This is a genomic window from Tepidanaerobacter sp. EBM-38, assembly GCA_001896545.1.
Lineage (GTDB): Bacteria > Bacillota > Thermosediminibacteria > Thermosediminibacterales > Tepidanaerobacteraceae > Tepidanaerobacter.
In genome coordinates this window covers 1-15,409 of the sequence record MPOT01000038.1, presented here as the reverse complement: position 1 = coordinate 15,409, position 15,409 = coordinate 1, and the positions used below count along the sequence as shown (strand labels likewise).

Genomic DNA, 15,409 nt, shown 5'->3' with positions numbered 1-15,409 from the left:
TTTAGATGTTCACAATATCATTTATTTCTCGAATAAGCTCTGAGACAGCATCTTCTTCAGGTACAGTCTTTATTATCTCACCCTTTTTAAATATTGCAACCCTTTTTTTACCGCCTGCAATGCCAATATCCGCTTCTTTGGCTTCACCCGGGCCGTTTACTATACACCCCATAACTGCTACTTTCAGCGGTTTTTTCACATAAGCAAGCTTTTCTTCAATTTCTTTGGCTATACTGATTAAATCGACTTCAGTTCTACCACAAGTTGGACATGAAATCAAATTTATTCCACATTCTCTCAAATTTAAACTTTTTAATATTTCAATACCTACTTTTACCTCATCTAACGGTTCCCCTGTCAAAGATACTCGAATTGTATCACCTATTCCTTCATACAATAAAATCCCTAAACCTACTGAAGACTTTATTGTACCGTTTAGTAATGTTCCAGCTTCTGTTATACCTAAATGTAAAGGGTAATCTACTTTCAGAGCCATCATTTTATATGCCGATATATTTGAAAGCACATCAGAAGACTTAAGTGAAACTATTATATTGCCAAAATTCATGTTCTCTAAAATTTCAATATGTCTTAATGCACTTTCGACCATTGCTTCAGGTGTAGGCTTGCCATGCTTGTGAAGTAAATCCTTTTCAATGGACCCTGAATTGACCCCTATTCTGATAGGTATTTGATAAGATTTGGCTAACCGAACAATCTCCTTGATTCTGTCGGCATCACCGATATTTCCTGGATTTATTCTGATAGCATCGGCACCCCGCCTAATAGACTCAATCGCCAAACGATAATCAAATTGGATATCTGCCACCAAAGGTATATGAATTTGCCTTTTTATCTTGGATATAGCTTCAGCACTTTCTTGATCCGGGACAGCCACTCTAATAATATCACAGCCATATTCTTCTAAAGCGTATATCTGTTGTATGGTGCTTTTTGCATCATATGTCTTCGTATTTGTCATAGACTGAATACTGATAGGGCTGTCTCCCCCAATACCAACATTACCAACCATAATCTTTTTAGACTTACGTCTATCTTTTATACCGTAATTATTTACCATAATTCCTCCAGTTAATCATTAAATAAATCTGAGTCTAGAATATATGTTCAGTGAAATTTTATTATTGTATTTTTAACCAAAACTGTTTCATTAAATTTATCAAATCTAGTTCTCTTATATCTTTGAATAAAACTATTATCATTAAAAACATTAATAAGGCAAATCCAATAAAATGTATTAAACCTTCCTTTTCTTGATCAAGAGATTTGCCTCTCAAAAGCTCTAATACCAGAAAAAGGCCTCTACCGCCATCTAGGGCAGGAATGGGGAAGAGATTAAATAATCCTAAATTTATACTTATTAAAGCTGCTATATATAAAAGCTGAAAAATGCCTACCTTAGCTGCTTCACCTACTATTTGAAACATTCCTACCGGGCCTACCACATCGACCTTTGCTTGACCTGTTATCATCTGAGATAGACCTACCAATATCATTTTTGAAATCCAAAAAGTCTTTTCGACTCCAAACTCAAGACTCTTACTCAAAGAATGTTTGACTACAACGGTTTTAATACCTATAATTCCTCGCTGTGTCTGTGGCTCTGCCGCTGTATTTACTTTATATGAAATAAAATCACCATTTCTAAGTACTGTTATGTTTATTTCTTGATACGGCTTATTACTAATTATATCTACTACTTCATCCCAAGAGTTAACCTTTTCATTATTTATAGCACATATTTGATCTCCATTGCGGATTCCAGCTTGTTCAGCCGGTTCTCCTGGGATGACTGTAACGCGTGTTGTAGCAATCCCTGAAGAAAAGCTAATAATTGCCAATAAAAGCACAGCCAGAAGAAAGTTCATCATAGGCCCCGCTAATACAACACCCATTCTTACTAATGCTGGTTTGTTGTTAAAAGCTCTGGGATCAGTAGTTTCGGAATCTTCTCCCTCCATTTTTACGTAACCGCCAAAAGGAAGTATTCGTATGGAATAATCAGTTTCTTTTAACTTTAGTTTTAATATTTGCGGTCCAAAGCCTAGACTGAATTCATTAACCTTTATATCAGATAATTTTGCAAAAATGAAGTGGCCAAATTCATGAAAAAAAACAAGCATGCCAAAAACTATTATCGAAGTAACTAAGGTTAGCAATATTTCCACCTTCCGTAATTTTATACTTTCTTTGTAGTTTTAGTCAATGGAGGTATTATTCCTGAATGAATCAAAGCCCTAACTACGACAACTACCAAAGGTCCTATAAATAATCCTTTCCAGCCTAACATTTCTATCCCTAGATAAATGGAGATTAAGGTTAACAAGGGATCTACATCAAGATTCTGACCGATTACTTTAGCTTGTAAAATTTGTCTGCTTCCAATAATTATAACATATAATAGCAACAAACCCACAGCGAAATTTATATTATGAACAATAATCGAATAAATAATCCAAGGTATAAATATTAAACTAGGCCCAAACAAAGGCATTATATCCAATAGCCCGCAAATTATCCCTAAAATTAGCGCATAATCTACTTTTAAAATATAAAAGCCAATAACAGTTATAACTGTGGAAATAATAACTAAAATTATTTGTGCTTTTATCAATCTAAAAAAAGAAAAAATAATTTCAACCTGGAGTAATTTTACCTGCTCCTGGAGCTGCTCAGGAAATAAGTTCTTTATCGCTTCTATAATTTTATCTTTGTCCTTGGTCAAAAAATAAGTAAACAAAAATACAAATACTATTATTGCAAAGCCGCTAATAAACAAATTGGGAACCATCCATATCTTATTAACTAAAAAACTATAAAAATCCGATATTGAACCTGTAATTGTTGACAATATTTGATTTAGGTTAGCTTTTACATATGTCAAAATTTCTTCGGGAATCCTTGAAAAAAAGCTATTTATAAATAGAAATATTTTATCTAAAATAGTGTTAAAATAGTCGCGCTGGTAAGGTATAAGATTTATAAGCCTTGCTAGTTCAAAAGTAAAGCGTGCAATTATAAGAAAAAAAACATAGCCTAACCCACAGAATATTGCAGTAAGAACTATCGCAGTAATTACACCTCTGGCGAAGCCTGTTTTTCTTTCAACGAAACTTACTATCGGATCAATCAATACGGCTAAAATTATCCCTATAACCAATGGTAATAAGTGTTTTAAAGCTAACACAATAAAAAGTGAAGTTAAAATTATAGCAAGGATTAGAAAAACGATCGGGGTGTAAGTGGTTTTTATTTTCATTGAAGACCACCTTTTTGAAGTAATAATATAATATAAATATATGCCACAGGAAAAGAGAAAAGAGCACTGTCTAATCTGTCAAGAATTCCTCCATGGCCGGGGATGATATTTGAAAAATCCTTAATCTTGCAATACCGTTTAATTAAAGAAGCCGATAAATCACCTGCTTGAGAAGCAAATGCGATTAAAAAGCCTAATATCACAGCATATAAATTGCTTATTTCCGGCAGAAAATATATTTTGAAAATGATACACACTATTACACTTAACAAAATACCACCTAAGCTTCCTTCTAAAGTTTTTTTCGGACTAATATTTGGCGCTAGAGGTATTCTGCCCCAAAAAAGACCGGCGAAAAAAGCCCCTGTATCACAAGCCCAAATTGTAACAAATATCCACCAAGTTAAGTTAGTTCCGCAAGGAAGATTCCTGGCTAAAATAATGCTCATAAATAAAAGTGCGGTATATATAAACGAAAATATACTAAAAACAGCATCACTTAAACGGCTGTGAAAATTATTTATTAAACTAAATAAAAATGTCAATATAAGTATTAATACTATAGAAAAATAAACTAAAATAAAATCGAACTTATAAGAAAAATTAACAAAGTATAATAGCACAACTGCAAAAACTGAATCTAAAATAAAATTTATATGTATATCCGCTTTTTTCAAGGCATTATAAAGTTCATAAATAGCGCATAAGTTTAGTACAGTTATCCCTATATAAAAGATCCAACCACCCGTATTTATAATATATCCTAATATTAGTATGCCGATAATAGCACTTATAGTTCTTATAAGCATTAATTCACCTGCTTTATTTTTTTAGCCCTCCAAATCTTCGTTCACGTGTTTGATAATCATATATAGCTTTTAACAGATCCTCCGGCTTAAACTCGGGCCAAAATATTTCCGTAAACCATAATTCAGTATAAGCAATTTGCCAAAGTAAAAAATTGCTTATTCGTAGCTCTCCACTGGGTCTTATTAGTAGATCCGGATCCGGTAAGCCATGAGTATATAAATACTTATCAAATAGTTCTTCATCGATTTTATCAATAAGCAGATCGCCTTTTAAAATATCACTGCATATGTTCTTGCAAGCCAATAATATTTCTTTACGAGCACCATAATTCAATGCAATATTCAAAATAAGTCCGGAATTATTTTGTGTTTTTGTTATGCTTTTTTTTATTTGTTTAACAATTCTATCAGGTAATTCTTCCCAATCACCAGTTACAATAATTTTTATATTATTTCTGTGTAATTCTTCAACTTCTTTTCTTAGATAATACAGTAAAAGATTCATTAATGAATTTACTTCTTCAGCGGGTCTTTTCCAGTTCTCGGAAGAAAATGCGAATACGGTTAAAACTTGAATTTTTAATTTTGAACAAGTGCTTACAATATTCTTAAGTGTTTCAGCACCGGCCCAATGGCCGGCTATCCTAGGAAGGGCCTTACATTCTGCCCATCGTCCATTGCCATCCATTATTATAGCAATATGTTTTGGCATACTATGCATTTTTAATTTCTCTATCACAGGTTTAGAATCATCCATAGGCATTCTTCTCATATTCCTCCCACACAATTTACGCAAAAGAACCCCCTCCACCGAGGGGATTCCTTACCCTTAGTCAACTACCTCGACTGGATAATCTTTATGATTAGTATTTTAAAGAAAAATAAAATAATCGACGAAGTAAATCATATATAATTGAATTTATACTTCCATTATGTCCTTTTCTTTACTAGCTAATATCTTTTCAACTTCATCTATGTATTTATCAGTTATTTTTTGAATTTCTTCCTGTGAACGCTTTAAATCATCCTCGGAAATTTCTCTGTTTTTTTCCATCTTCTTTAAAACATCATTAAATTCTCTGCGAATATTTCTAATAGATACTTTAGCCTCTTCAGCTTTTTTCTTAGATAATTTTACAAGTTCCTGTCTTCTTTCAGCGGTTAGTTCCGGTAGAATTAGTCTGATAACCTTACCATCGTTATTTGGTGTAAGACCAAGATCTGACTTTAAAATAGCCTTCTCTATGACCCCAAGCATTTTTAAGTCCCATGGCTGTATCAGAATCATTTTAGGTTCCGGGACGCTAACAGAGGCCACTTGATTTACAGGAGCAGGCGAACCGTAGTAATCTACATAAATTTTATCAAGAAGTGCTGTAGATGCCCTACCGGTTCTAATAGTGGTAAACTCCGACTTTAGATTTACCAATACCTCACTCATTTGATTTTCCATCTCAGTATAAATCTTCTTGTCCAAATTTAATCAACTCCCCCTTACTAATGTGCCTATATTTTCACCTAGTATCACTCTTTTTATGTTACCAGGCGTATTTATGCCAAAAACAATAATTGGGATATTATTATCCATGCACAAAGAAGTTGCTGTTGAATCCATTACTCCTAAGCCCTTATTTAGTACATCAATATAATCGAGAGAATCATATTTTTGTGCCGCAGTATTTAGTAAAGGATCAGAATCGTAAACTCCATCTACTTTTTTTGCCAACAGTATTACTTCCGCCTCGATCTCAGCAGCCCTTAGCGCAGCAGTGGTATCCGTTGAAAAGAATGGGTTACCGGTTCCTGCAGCAAAAATAACCACTCGGCCTTTTTCAAGATGTCTTATGGCTCTTCTTCTGATATACGGTTCTGCTACCTCCCTCATTTCTATAGCAGTTTGAACTCTTGTTTGAACTCCTCTGTTTTCTAAAACATCTTGCAAGGCAAGTGCATTAATTACAGTAGCTAGCATCCCCATATAATCTGCTGTTGCTCTGTCCATTTGCTTTGAATCTCTACCTCTCCATATGTTGCCACCGCCTACAACTATTGCTACCTCAACACCAAGACTATGAACTTCTCTAATTTGATCCGCTATTGAATTCAGTATTTGTTGATCAATACCAAAACCCTTGTTGCCAGCTAATGCCTCACCGCTGATTTTTAAAATGATTCTTTTATAAACTGGTTTTTGCATCCGGAGCCCTCTCTTTGCTAAATGAATTCTATATTTTATTACAAAATCCTCCTTTTTAAAAAAGAGACACTGGAAATGGTGTCTCTTTTTTAACTGTTCAAACGCTAGAACTATTGTCTTTTATAGCTTCGCCCCGCTCAAATCTCGCAAAACGACTAATAGTTATATTTTCGCCGATAATAGCAATTTTCTCCATTATCAGTTGAGAAATATTTTTATCAGGATCTTTTATAAAGGGTTGCTCTAAAAGGCAATTTTCTTCATAAAATTTTTCAATTCGCCCATCAACAATCTTTTCAGCAATCTTTTCAGGTTTGCCTTCGTTTAGAGCCTGTGTTTTTAGGATTTCTCTCTCTTTTTCTATCACATCACGAGGAACATCATCTCGCGATAAATATCTGGGATTTGAAGCGGCTATTTGCATAGCAATATCCTTTGCAAAGCTTCGAAATTCTTCATTTCGAGCAACAAAGTCAGTCTCGCAATTAACTTCTACTAATACACCTATCCTTCCATCTCCATGTATGTAGGATTCTATTATTCCCTCAGATGCCAAACGGTTTTGCTTCTTAGCTGCTTTAGCCAATCCTTTTTCACGCAATACTATAATAGCCTTTTCAATGTCACCATCTGCTTCGACTAAGGCTTTTTTGCAATCCATTATTCCTGCGCCCGTTTGCTCGCGCAACTCCTTAACCTGTTCCGGAGTGATCATAAATAAAACCTCCCCTGTTTTTGAAATAAAAGGTAAGGGTAGTATAGTCCCTTACCTAAAATATGCTTATTCAGCTTCCATCTGTTCACCTTGTCTACCCTCAATTACAGCATCAGCAATTTTTTCGGTTAATAATTTTACAGCCCTTATGGCGTCATCGTTTCCTGGTATTACATAATCTACTTCATCAGGATCGCAATTCGTATCAACAATTGCTATAATAGGAATTTGCAGCTTCCTAGCTTCTTGAATAGCTATCCTTTCCTTCCTCGGATCGACAATGAATACTGCTTGTGGGAGCTCTGTCATATCTTTTATACCACCTAGATTTTTTTCTAAACGTTCCTTCTCATGCAGTAAATTTAGTACCTCTTTTTTAGGTAGTACTTCGAAAAGACCGTCTTCCTCCATTTTTTCTAATTCATGAAGCCTGTCTATTCTTTTTCTAATAGTTTTAAAGTTGGTAAGCATCCCGCCAAGCCAGCGTTGGTTAACATAAAACATACCGCATCTTTGGGCTTCTTCTTGAATGGATTCCTGGGCCTGCTTTTTTGTCCCGACAAAAAGAATGTTACCGCCTTCTGCAGAAATATTTTTTACAAATTCATATGCTTCTTCGATTTTTTTTACAGTTTTCTGAAGATCAATAATATAAATCCCATTTCTTTCAGTAAAAATATAATCTTTCATCTTGGGATTCCATCTTCTTGTCTGGTGTCCAAAATGTACGCCAGCTTCTAATAATTGTTTCATTGAAATAATTGACATTCTTTCACCTCCTGGTTTTATAACCTCCGCCGATTTCATTCATCAAAGGAGCCACATGGGCACCTCACTTTGAAAATCCATCGGTGTGTGTATTTTACCGCTTGTTAGTATATCATAAAAATAATTGTGGTGCAATAACTTAGCGATAAACTTTAGATAAACTTTATTATAATTTCTAATCTGGATTACCTGACAAAGTAAATATAACTTTGTCAGGTCACTATTTCTATTCTTTTTTATTCTGCTGTAAAGTAATTTTTATCAAAGCGGCAACAGGAACTGCGAAAATAAGACCTATTATGCCAAAAAAGGTTCCTCCAATTAAAAGAGATAAAATTACTGTCACAGGATAAATACCCACATGTTCTCCAACGATATGGGGTGAGATTATACCGCTTTCCAATTGATGAATTACTAACATTGAAATAATTATCCATGGTATTTTTTCAGGATAGCGCAATAACGCAATTATGATTGCAGGTAATGCTCCGATTACAGGACCAAAATATGGTATTATATTTGTTATACCGGCTAAAGCCCCAATCACAAATGCAAAATCAATGCCCAATATTAGCATTGAAAAAGTCGTTAAAAAACCTATGATTAAACTAACTATTAATTGGCTTCTAATGTATCTGCCTAATGTTTTGCTAATTTTTTCACTCCATTCGATCGCTAAATTTTTATACGGTATTGGTATACAAAGAATTATGTTCTCTTTTATGTATGGCAGATCCTTTAGAAAATAGAATCCTAAAATAGGACCTAAAACTATACTAAAAAAGTTTGAAAAAATACTTATTATTGCATCAACAGCATTTTGCAAAAAACCTAGAAGCAATTCTTGTAATCTATCTATATTTCTATCTATAATTTCTTGGAAGCTAATCGGTAATGATGCCAAGTAATTCCTTCTGATTTTTGCTATAATTTCTTGACTTTCACTTGTATAAAGCGGTATTGTTTCTATTAAATTATTAAGTTCAAAAATTAAAATCGGAATTATATATATTAGAGCAATAACTATTGATGCTATTAATATAAAGTAAATTAAAACTACCGCTACAGTCCTATTAATTTTTTTTTGGGTTAATAATTCAACTAAAGGGTTTAAAAGGTAGGTGATAAAAATTCCAAAAACAAAAGGTAAAATTATTGTAACTATCTTTTCCTTATTGTAAAAAACAAAAATTAAAATAAATAAAATAAATACGACCAAAAAAAGCCGGTTTGTAATGATTTTAATTGCTATTTCACCTCTTTTAATTACTAACAGTCGTTAACTCATTATGTTCCTTATCGTAGACCAATAGGGTGCCATCATCACAAACCTCATATATTATAATTTTATCTTCTTTAATTGAAAACTCTACGTAACATTCCCAACAATAATACTGATTGTTTCCCACCTTACCTATGGAACCTTTTTGACATAACGGACATACTATCAATAACCTCACCTCTGTAATACTATCTATCTTTTTATAATTTTTCCCAAAAAAAGCAAATAAATACGCTTTTGCGTATTTATTTTAAACCATATCCTTTCTTCAATTTATAATATTCATCACCAGCAACAACGTTTTTGTAAAAGACTACTGATTCAGCTGGAAGTGTAATTGCTTGTTTCAGAAAATCTTTACATAATGCATGTATCCATATTCTATAATTCCGAGTATTTCAGTCTTATTTACGGTTGCAATATAACCACCTGTAAATAAGCAATCAGCTACTACTTTCAACTATTAGGCTAGACTTTAACATCTATGTGACTCATATGCTTTTTATTTTGTTGAAGTTTTTTGTGATTTTGTTTTTTACTGTGTTTTTTGTTCTCATTACCTTGTTTTGATTTGCTCTGGTCTTTTTCAATTTTTACATTTTCACTTTTTGAACGTTTATTAACTCTTTGCTTAGAAGTTTGTAATTGCTCTTGAAATCCCGTAGCGAGTATACTATTTTGTGCATCGGAATTTTCTTTTAATGTGCTTTGAATTTTTGATACTTCAGTAGTTTTTGGTAATATCGTCCGCAGGTCAACAGGTCTTATTGTCATCAAAAACACCTAACCTTCATAAGGACCAAATTTTATCTGGCCTTCATAGTTATAAAAGGTAACATGGTCGATTCTATCTCTAACCTTAAGACTAGCATTGCCTATTATTATATTAACACCTGAGTAACATACGTTGGAAGCAGAGATGCTTGCTTTACTTGATTGAGAAATCATTAAGTCAAGCCTTTCTTTTTCCCCCATTAGTTCTTGCTGTTGTTCCTTTAGAGTTTCCTTTGTAAAAATAAGTTTTTCAAGCAAAGCCTGTTTATCTGAGGTTAACAAATCTTTTTCCTTTAATTTTTCTAACACAATTAGAGCTTGACCTATTTTATGTAAATCAGTTTCGATTGTTTTTAATTTGTTGCAAATGTTTTGGTAATTCATTTTTAATGACGGGTCAATTCCAACTTCCAATTCCGTATAGGTAGACATAGGAGAGCCAATAGTCTTTGCGATAATTTTTTCTCCGGCTCTAGCCGTTCCACCGACAATTAATCCCTTTTTTCCTTCCAGTTTTATGTTCTTTCCAGCTAAAAGGCAGCTATGCATGGCAGCATCTGTAATATTTATATTCTCACCGGCCTCAACCGTTGCATTTTCGATATATCGAGCTGCAAAAGATTTCTTTGTCTTAAGTATACCTTTGCCTTGCCCTTGAACTCCTCTTTTGATTATTATATTCCCATCAGTTTCGATTTCTGCTGCTTCGACAATTCCGTTAACTTCTACATCCCCATTGGCTTTAATAGTAAATCCAGTCTTTACATTTCCCAAAACCACAACACTACCTAAAAAATCAATATTCCCTGTAGCCGGCCCAACATCCCCCTTAATTTCTAAAATGGGTAAAACACTCAGTTTATTATTACTTATAACAGGTTGACCGTCAATCCCTGCAAATAACTTATCTCCATCTTTCGAAATAATCACATTTTTACCAGCATGTATTTTAGCCTCTTTACCATTTTTTGCAGGTATGACTTTGCCTGTCACGGTTTTGCCAGGAATTCCCCGAGTAGGAGGAATAATTTCTGCAAGTAATTCTCCCTTTTTTACATTAATCACTAAACCTAAATTATGGTAATCAGCGGTTCCGTCTTCTAATACCTTAGGTTTTATGTCCCTATTAAAATCAAAATGGTATTTTATATAACCATTTTTACCGTTGACAGGCAGTGATCCTGATGCAATACAAATTGGTTTATTGAATAACTGTTTTGCAAGTATTTCCCTAATTTTATTATTATCAACACCGTGTTTTACGTTTTTTGCTGTAAGTTCTTCTATAATCTCTTCAAATGTAAACATCCTACCGCCTTTTGGAGGGATTATACATAAAGTAGCATCCATCTCATTCTTACTTATTTCAACTTCCAACTTTGCATCTTCAACAATGTTTTCGTTTTCGCTGTAGTCAGACTTTAAAGCAGAAGTTATATCTTGTTCCGATTTTTCTCGACTCTCTTCAATTTTTGCCCTTTCTATCGCCCACTTTATTATTCTCTCAGCCTTCTTATCGTTATTAGCTTCCACCTTTTTTATACACTCCCTTATCACAAACTTACCTTTTTTCTACTTAAATGTCCCCGCAACCTTAAGATAGCTTTGGTGTGAATTTGAGAAATTCTTCCTTGAGATAATTCCAAAACTTCAGCTATTTCTTTGAAATTTAAACCTTCATAATAATACAGAGTTATTACTAGTTTTTCTTGTGGCGGAAGTTGAGTGATTGCATTTCCGAGAATTTCCTTAACTTCTTCTTTTTCAGCTTGCATATCTGGTTGTCTAGAAGCTTGGCTGGCATCTTCATATTCAATTAACTCATCAAAAGATAAAACTCCATAGGCAGCCGAAATTTCTTGATAAATTTTATAAAGGTCTTTTTTCGTAATACCAAGATAGTTACTAATATCGTCATCATTTGCCGAATGTCCTAAAAGTTGTTCCATTTCTGAAAAAGCATTCTGGAGCATTTTTATTTTTTTCCTAATATCCTGCGGTATCATATCTGTTTTTCTAAGTTCATCAATTATTGAACCCTTTATTCTGGTGTAAGCATACGTTTCAAATTTTATTCCCTTTTTGATGTCATATCTTTCTATTGCCTGCATTAAACCGAAGACGCCATAACTTATTAAATCCTCATATTCTAAGTAAGGTGGGAGATTTATATTCATTCGATTTACTATATGTTTAATCAGAGGGATATATTTTTCAATAAGCTGTCCTTTGGCATAATTATCTTTAGTGTTATTATAAATTAACCACAGCTTCTCAGTATTTTCATTTTGCATCCTTACACCTCAAATTATAAAATCCTAATACCATGTCCAATAGTTTTTACTGTAAGCTCTCCGGTTTCACAAAAAAATTCTATAGTTCTACCATAATTGCCTTCAACATCTTCAGCAACTATTTTTATATTTACTTTACTCAACTTAGTTCTAACAGCTTCTACATTCCGTTTTCCAATTTGCATAATATTATTTTCAGATTTTATTTGAAACATTTGTGCTCCACCAGCTATTTTACTAATAATATGCCTTTCGTTAGCACCAAGCTTTGACATTTCTTGCATTAATGCATCAATGGCTGTATCTGCAAATTTGCCCGGGTTATAATCTTTTTTACTGCTGAGATTACTATCTGGAAGCATTACATGAGCTAACCCACCAATTTTTGCAAAGCTGTCATATAATACGACTCCTACACATGAACCTAGACCTAAAGTTATTAAAGTAGCAGGAGATTTTGCAGCTTTATACTCCGCCATTCCCACTCGGATCGATATGCTCAATAGTATTCACTCCAATAGCCTTTAAAAGTAGCTTTAATGATTCATCATCAGGAATTAAGAAATAATGCAGCTTAGTACCATCTAAACCTTCTGTAAACTCAGTATCAATTAGAAAAGCTGTATCGCCCATATATCCATATAAGCTCAGTGGAAAACTAATAATTGCTCCGGCCATATCAAATGCAAGACTTGGAACCGAAACTTTTAGCGAAAGTTTGGTTAAATCCGAAAGAGCTACGACATAAGAACTTCCAACGATATTTCCTAATTCTAGCAATGCAGACTTTTCCATATCTGAAAAATCTAAATCGCCATCCTTTTCCTTGCTTAGCAATGTTTCAGTAAGATTATATGCATCCTTTTCGGGTATAATTATTAAAATATTCCCATCAATATCTCCGGTAATGCGCATAAAAATTCCAACTACCAGCTTTTCCGGTCCGCCTACTGATTTTGAGACTTCATCAAATGGAATAATCTTTATTTGGGGCACTTTAATTATTATTTTCTTTGAAAGCAATGTAGACAATGCTGTAGCTGCATTGCCGGCACCAATATTCCCAATCTCTTTTAATGCATCAATCTCGAAATCAGTATACATTTAGTTCACCTTCATATTTGAGCCAATTGGCTTATTTCTTGAGGTTTTAAAAGCTTTGCTACATTAAGCAGTATCAATAATCTGCCGTCAATCTTTCCCACCCCATCAAGATAATTAGCATCTATGCTGCCTGTAATCGGTGGTGCCGGTTCAATATCATCCTGAGATAATTGGATTACTTCCGTAGCTGAATCTACAATCATACCGACTGTTATATCATCAATTGAGACTATTATTATTCTGGTACTGTCCGTAGTTTCACTTAGTGGTAAATCAAATCTCTTTTTTAAATCTATTACTGGTACTATCTCTCCTCTGAGATTTATAACTCCTTCAACAAATTGAGGCGCCTTAGGAATTCGAGTTATAGGCATCATTCTTTCAATTGTCTTAACCTGCAAAATATCTATTCCATAATCCTCATCACCTAATTTAAATTCTACAAACTGACGAATATTTTCAGACATTTTGGTTCCTCCTTTAAACTAATTTATTTATATCTAAAATTAAAGCTACCTCACCATCACCAAGTATTGTAGCTCCGGCGATGAATTTAATATCTTTTAAAAAGCTCCCCAGCGTTTTTATTACTATTTCTTGTTGGCCTATTAACTCGTCTACGGCCAAACCGACATCTTTTTCTCCCTTCTTGACAACTACTAAAGTTAACTCATCATCATCTTCATCTTTTTTTTCAATATCTAAAATTTCATTAAGCCTAATAACCGGAATAACATCACCTCTTAGTATAGTAACTTCACTTTTTTGAACTTTTTTTATTTCTTTTTTAGGTACTATAACAGTTTCTTTAATAGAACTAAGAGGAATCGCATATTTTTCTTCTCCAACCATAACCATTAATGCTTGTATAATTGCTAGCGTAAGTGGCAATCTAATTAAAAATGTCGTCCCCATATCTTTTTTATTATTAATTTCAATTGAACCACCAAGAGATTCAATTTTAGTTTTAACTACATCAAGACCAACTCCTCTCCCTGAAACATCAGTAACCGAGCTTTTTGTGCTAAAACCCGGCTCGAATAAAAATGAAGTTATTTCATATTCCTTTAAGTTTTTGGATTGTTCCTTATCAATTAAACCTTTTTCAATAGCTTTTTTTAGCACAGAATTTAAATCAATTCCTCTACCGTCATCGGATACTTCAATTACTACATTATTTCCATCATGGTATGCCTTTAATTTGATTGTTCCATGTTCCGGCTTGCCTTTACTAACTCTTTCTTGTGGACTTTCTATACCATGATCGGCTGCATTGCGGATTAGATGTATCAAAGGATCTCCAATTTCATCTATTATCGTTCTATCTAGTTCTGTTTCAGCACCTTCGATCAATATATCAATTTCCTTTGAAAGTTCACGTGAAAGATCATGCACAACCCTGGGAAATCTGTTGAATACATTTTCTATTGGAACCATTCTAGCTTTCATTACCGCATCATGAAGATTTGAGGTAATACGTTCCAGATACTCAATTGTTTCACGCTGCTTGGTTTGATAATCTTTATCGCCATTGATATCATCTAATCGAGTCTTTATTATAATTAATTCGCTGACTAGATTCATCAAAATATCTAATCTTTCAATATCTACTCTTAAGGTTTTACCGGTTTTCTTAAAAGTATTTACTGTCCTTGTTGGTATATCTGTAGTAGCAGAGATTAGTTTCTGCGATTTATCGTCATCAATTTGGTAATTGTTTTGGTTAGTTTGTTGGATAAGTATTGAGTCCTGTTCAACAGATTGGACAGATACACTTTCTAATTCCGATATGGTCCTTAATGACTTATATATTTCATCTTTGCTTTGAGATGTAACTAAATATAACGTGAATTCATTATCGAATTTCTCATCTTCTATATCTTGGACTATGGGTTCAGTTTTTATTATTTCTCCAAATGTCTCTAATGTCTTAAAAACCAAAAATGCTCTAGCTGATTTCAAAAGACATTCATCAACTAACCTAACAACTACTTTCCAAACATAAAGCCCTTTCTCTAAGGCTTGGACAACTAATCGATTTTCATATTCATTAAAACTAAAAATCTCACCTTTTTTCTCATCATCAGTTCTCTATAGCCCCCTAACCAACTTGGAGAAAATCTTTGTATATGATAGTATAAAAGCAGGGGGTTAACTTAAATGACAAGAAAACAATATACAGAAGA

At 33.5% G+C, this 15,409-nt stretch carries 17 protein-coding genes; all 17 read right to left on the bottom strand.

All coding sequences use genetic code 11. The features are described from left to right. Position 1: 1 nt before the first annotated feature. Entirely contained in the window at positions 2 to 1,081 is a 1,080-nt protein-coding gene (ispG, locus tag BUC45_RS04135) for a flavodoxin-dependent (E)-4-hydroxy-3-methylbut-2-enyl-diphosphate synthase (protein ID WP_296970555.1), read from the bottom strand. Positions 1,082 to 1,142: 61 nt separating this feature from the next. Then, positions 1,143 to 2,189, bottom strand: coding sequence for an RIP metalloprotease RseP (gene rseP / locus BUC45_RS04130; RefSeq protein ID WP_296970553.1), 1,047 nt, complete (start codon positions 2,187 to 2,189; stop codon positions 1,143 to 1,145). Positions 2,190 to 2,200: 11 nt separating this feature from the next. Continuing rightward, positions 2,201 to 3,280, bottom strand: a complete 1,080-nt coding sequence (gene ytvI / locus BUC45_RS04125) for a sporulation integral membrane protein YtvI (protein WP_296970551.1) — start codon at positions 3,278 to 3,280, stop codon at positions 2,201 to 2,203. After that, the gene (locus BUC45_RS04120) at positions 3,277 to 4,089 is read right to left on the bottom strand and encodes a phosphatidate cytidylyltransferase (protein ID WP_296970549.1); all 813 of its coding nucleotides are present in this window, start codon (positions 4,087 to 4,089) and stop codon (positions 3,277 to 3,279) included. The genes ytvI and BUC45_RS04120 overlap by 4 nt, the downstream gene beginning before the upstream one ends. Before the next feature lie 13 nt (positions 4,090 to 4,102). Then, complete coding sequence (locus BUC45_RS04115) at positions 4,103 to 4,852, bottom strand: isoprenyl transferase (RefSeq protein ID WP_366749689.1); 750 nt, start codon at positions 4,850 to 4,852, stop codon at positions 4,103 to 4,105. 156 nt (positions 4,853 to 5,008) lie between these two features. Further along, complete coding sequence (gene frr / locus BUC45_RS04110) at positions 5,009 to 5,542, bottom strand: ribosome recycling factor (protein WP_366749687.1); 534 nt, start codon at positions 5,540 to 5,542, stop codon at positions 5,009 to 5,011. Positions 5,543 to 5,572: 30 nt separating this feature from the next. Next, complete coding sequence (gene pyrH / locus BUC45_RS04105) at positions 5,573 to 6,286, bottom strand: UMP kinase (protein ID WP_296970544.1); 714 nt, start codon at positions 6,284 to 6,286, stop codon at positions 5,573 to 5,575. A gap of 97 nt (positions 6,287 to 6,383) precedes the next feature. Continuing rightward, positions 6,384 to 7,001: a translation elongation factor Ts gene (gene tsf, locus BUC45_RS04100; protein ID WP_296970542.1), complete on the bottom strand. Its 618-nt coding sequence runs from the start codon at positions 6,999 to 7,001 to the stop codon at positions 6,384 to 6,386. Positions 7,002 to 7,067: 66 nt separating this feature from the next. Next, positions 7,068 to 7,769 (bottom strand): 30S ribosomal protein S2, encoded by a 702-nt coding sequence (rpsB, locus tag BUC45_RS04095; RefSeq protein WP_296970540.1) that lies wholly within the window; start codon positions 7,767 to 7,769, stop codon positions 7,068 to 7,070. A 226-nt stretch (positions 7,770 to 7,995) separates the two neighbouring features. Then, complete coding sequence (locus BUC45_RS04090) at positions 7,996 to 8,988, bottom strand: AI-2E family transporter (protein ID WP_296970538.1); 993 nt, start codon at positions 8,986 to 8,988, stop codon at positions 7,996 to 7,998. Positions 8,989 to 9,519: 531 nt separating this feature from the next. After that, the gene (locus BUC45_RS04085; RefSeq protein WP_296970670.1) at positions 9,520 to 9,825 is read right to left on the bottom strand and encodes a hypothetical protein; all 306 of its coding nucleotides are present in this window, start codon (positions 9,823 to 9,825) and stop codon (positions 9,520 to 9,522) included. A gap of 9 nt (positions 9,826 to 9,834) precedes the next feature. Then, a complete protein-coding gene (locus tag BUC45_RS04080; RefSeq protein ID WP_296970536.1) occupies positions 9,835 to 11,358 on the bottom strand; it encodes a DUF342 domain-containing protein in 1,524 nt (507 codons plus the stop codon). Positions 11,359 to 11,378: 20 nt separating this feature from the next. After that, the gene (locus tag BUC45_RS04075) at positions 11,379 to 12,119 is read right to left on the bottom strand and encodes a FliA/WhiG family RNA polymerase sigma factor (RefSeq protein WP_296970533.1); all 741 of its coding nucleotides are present in this window, start codon (positions 12,117 to 12,119) and stop codon (positions 11,379 to 11,381) included. A 14-nt stretch (positions 12,120 to 12,133) separates the two neighbouring features. Beyond that, the gene (locus BUC45_RS04070) at positions 12,134 to 12,622 is read right to left on the bottom strand and encodes a chemotaxis protein CheD (protein WP_296970532.1); all 489 of its coding nucleotides are present in this window, start codon (positions 12,620 to 12,622) and stop codon (positions 12,134 to 12,136) included. Continuing rightward, on the bottom strand, positions 12,585 to 13,223 hold the full coding sequence (locus BUC45_RS04065; RefSeq protein ID WP_296970530.1) for a chemotaxis protein CheC: 639 nt from the start codon (positions 13,221 to 13,223) through the stop codon (positions 12,585 to 12,587). Before BUC45_RS04065 ends, BUC45_RS04070 begins: the two co-directional genes overlap by 38 nt. 11 nt (positions 13,224 to 13,234) lie before the next feature. Beyond that, positions 13,235 to 13,690, bottom strand: coding sequence for a chemotaxis protein CheW (locus BUC45_RS04060; RefSeq protein WP_296970528.1), 456 nt, complete (start codon positions 13,688 to 13,690; stop codon positions 13,235 to 13,237). 13 nt (positions 13,691 to 13,703) lie between these two features. Next, positions 13,704 to 15,287 (bottom strand): chemotaxis protein CheA, encoded by a 1,584-nt coding sequence (locus BUC45_RS04055; RefSeq protein WP_296970667.1) that lies wholly within the window; start codon positions 15,285 to 15,287, stop codon positions 13,704 to 13,706. Positions 15,288 to 15,409 lie beyond the last annotated feature (122 nt).

Excerpts from the sequence above, each read along its gene's own strand:
- ispG (WP_296970555.1), bottom strand. The coding sequence starts at position 1,081 with ATGGTAAATAATTACGGTATAAAAGATAGACGTAAGTCTAAAAAGATT.
- ytvI (WP_296970551.1), bottom strand. The coding sequence starts at position 3,280 with ATGAAAATAAAAACCACTTACACCCCGATCGTTTTTCTAATCCTTGCT.
- BUC45_RS04120 (WP_296970549.1), bottom strand. The coding sequence starts at position 4,089 with ATGCTTATAAGAACTATAAGTGCTATTATCGGCATACTAATATTAGGA.
- BUC45_RS04115 (WP_366749689.1), bottom strand. The coding sequence starts at position 4,852 with ATGCCTATGGATGATTCTAAACCTGTGATAGAGAAATTAAAAATGCAT.
- frr (WP_366749687.1), bottom strand. The coding sequence starts at position 5,542 with ATGGAAAATCAAATGAGTGAGGTATTGGTAAATCTAAAGTCGGAGTTT.
- pyrH (WP_296970544.1), bottom strand. The coding sequence starts at position 6,286 with ATGCAAAAACCAGTTTATAAAAGAATCATTTTAAAAATCAGCGGTGAG.
- tsf (WP_296970542.1), bottom strand. The coding sequence starts at position 7,001 with ATGATCACTCCGGAACAGGTTAAGGAGTTGCGCGAGCAAACGGGCGCA.
- rpsB (WP_296970540.1), bottom strand. The coding sequence starts at position 7,769 with ATGTCAATTATTTCAATGAAACAATTATTAGAAGCTGGCGTACATTTT.
- BUC45_RS04085 (WP_296970670.1), bottom strand. The coding sequence starts at position 9,825 with ATGACAATAAGACCTGTTGACCTGCGGACGATATTACCAAAAACTACT.
- BUC45_RS04075 (WP_296970533.1), bottom strand. The coding sequence starts at position 12,119 with ATGCAAAATGAAAATACTGAGAAGCTGTGGTTAATTTATAATAACACT.
- BUC45_RS04065 (WP_296970530.1), bottom strand. The coding sequence starts at position 13,223 with ATGTATACTGATTTCGAGATTGATGCATTAAAAGAGATTGGGAATATT.
- BUC45_RS04060 (WP_296970528.1), bottom strand. The coding sequence starts at position 13,690 with ATGTCTGAAAATATTCGTCAGTTTGTAGAATTTAAATTAGGTGATGAG.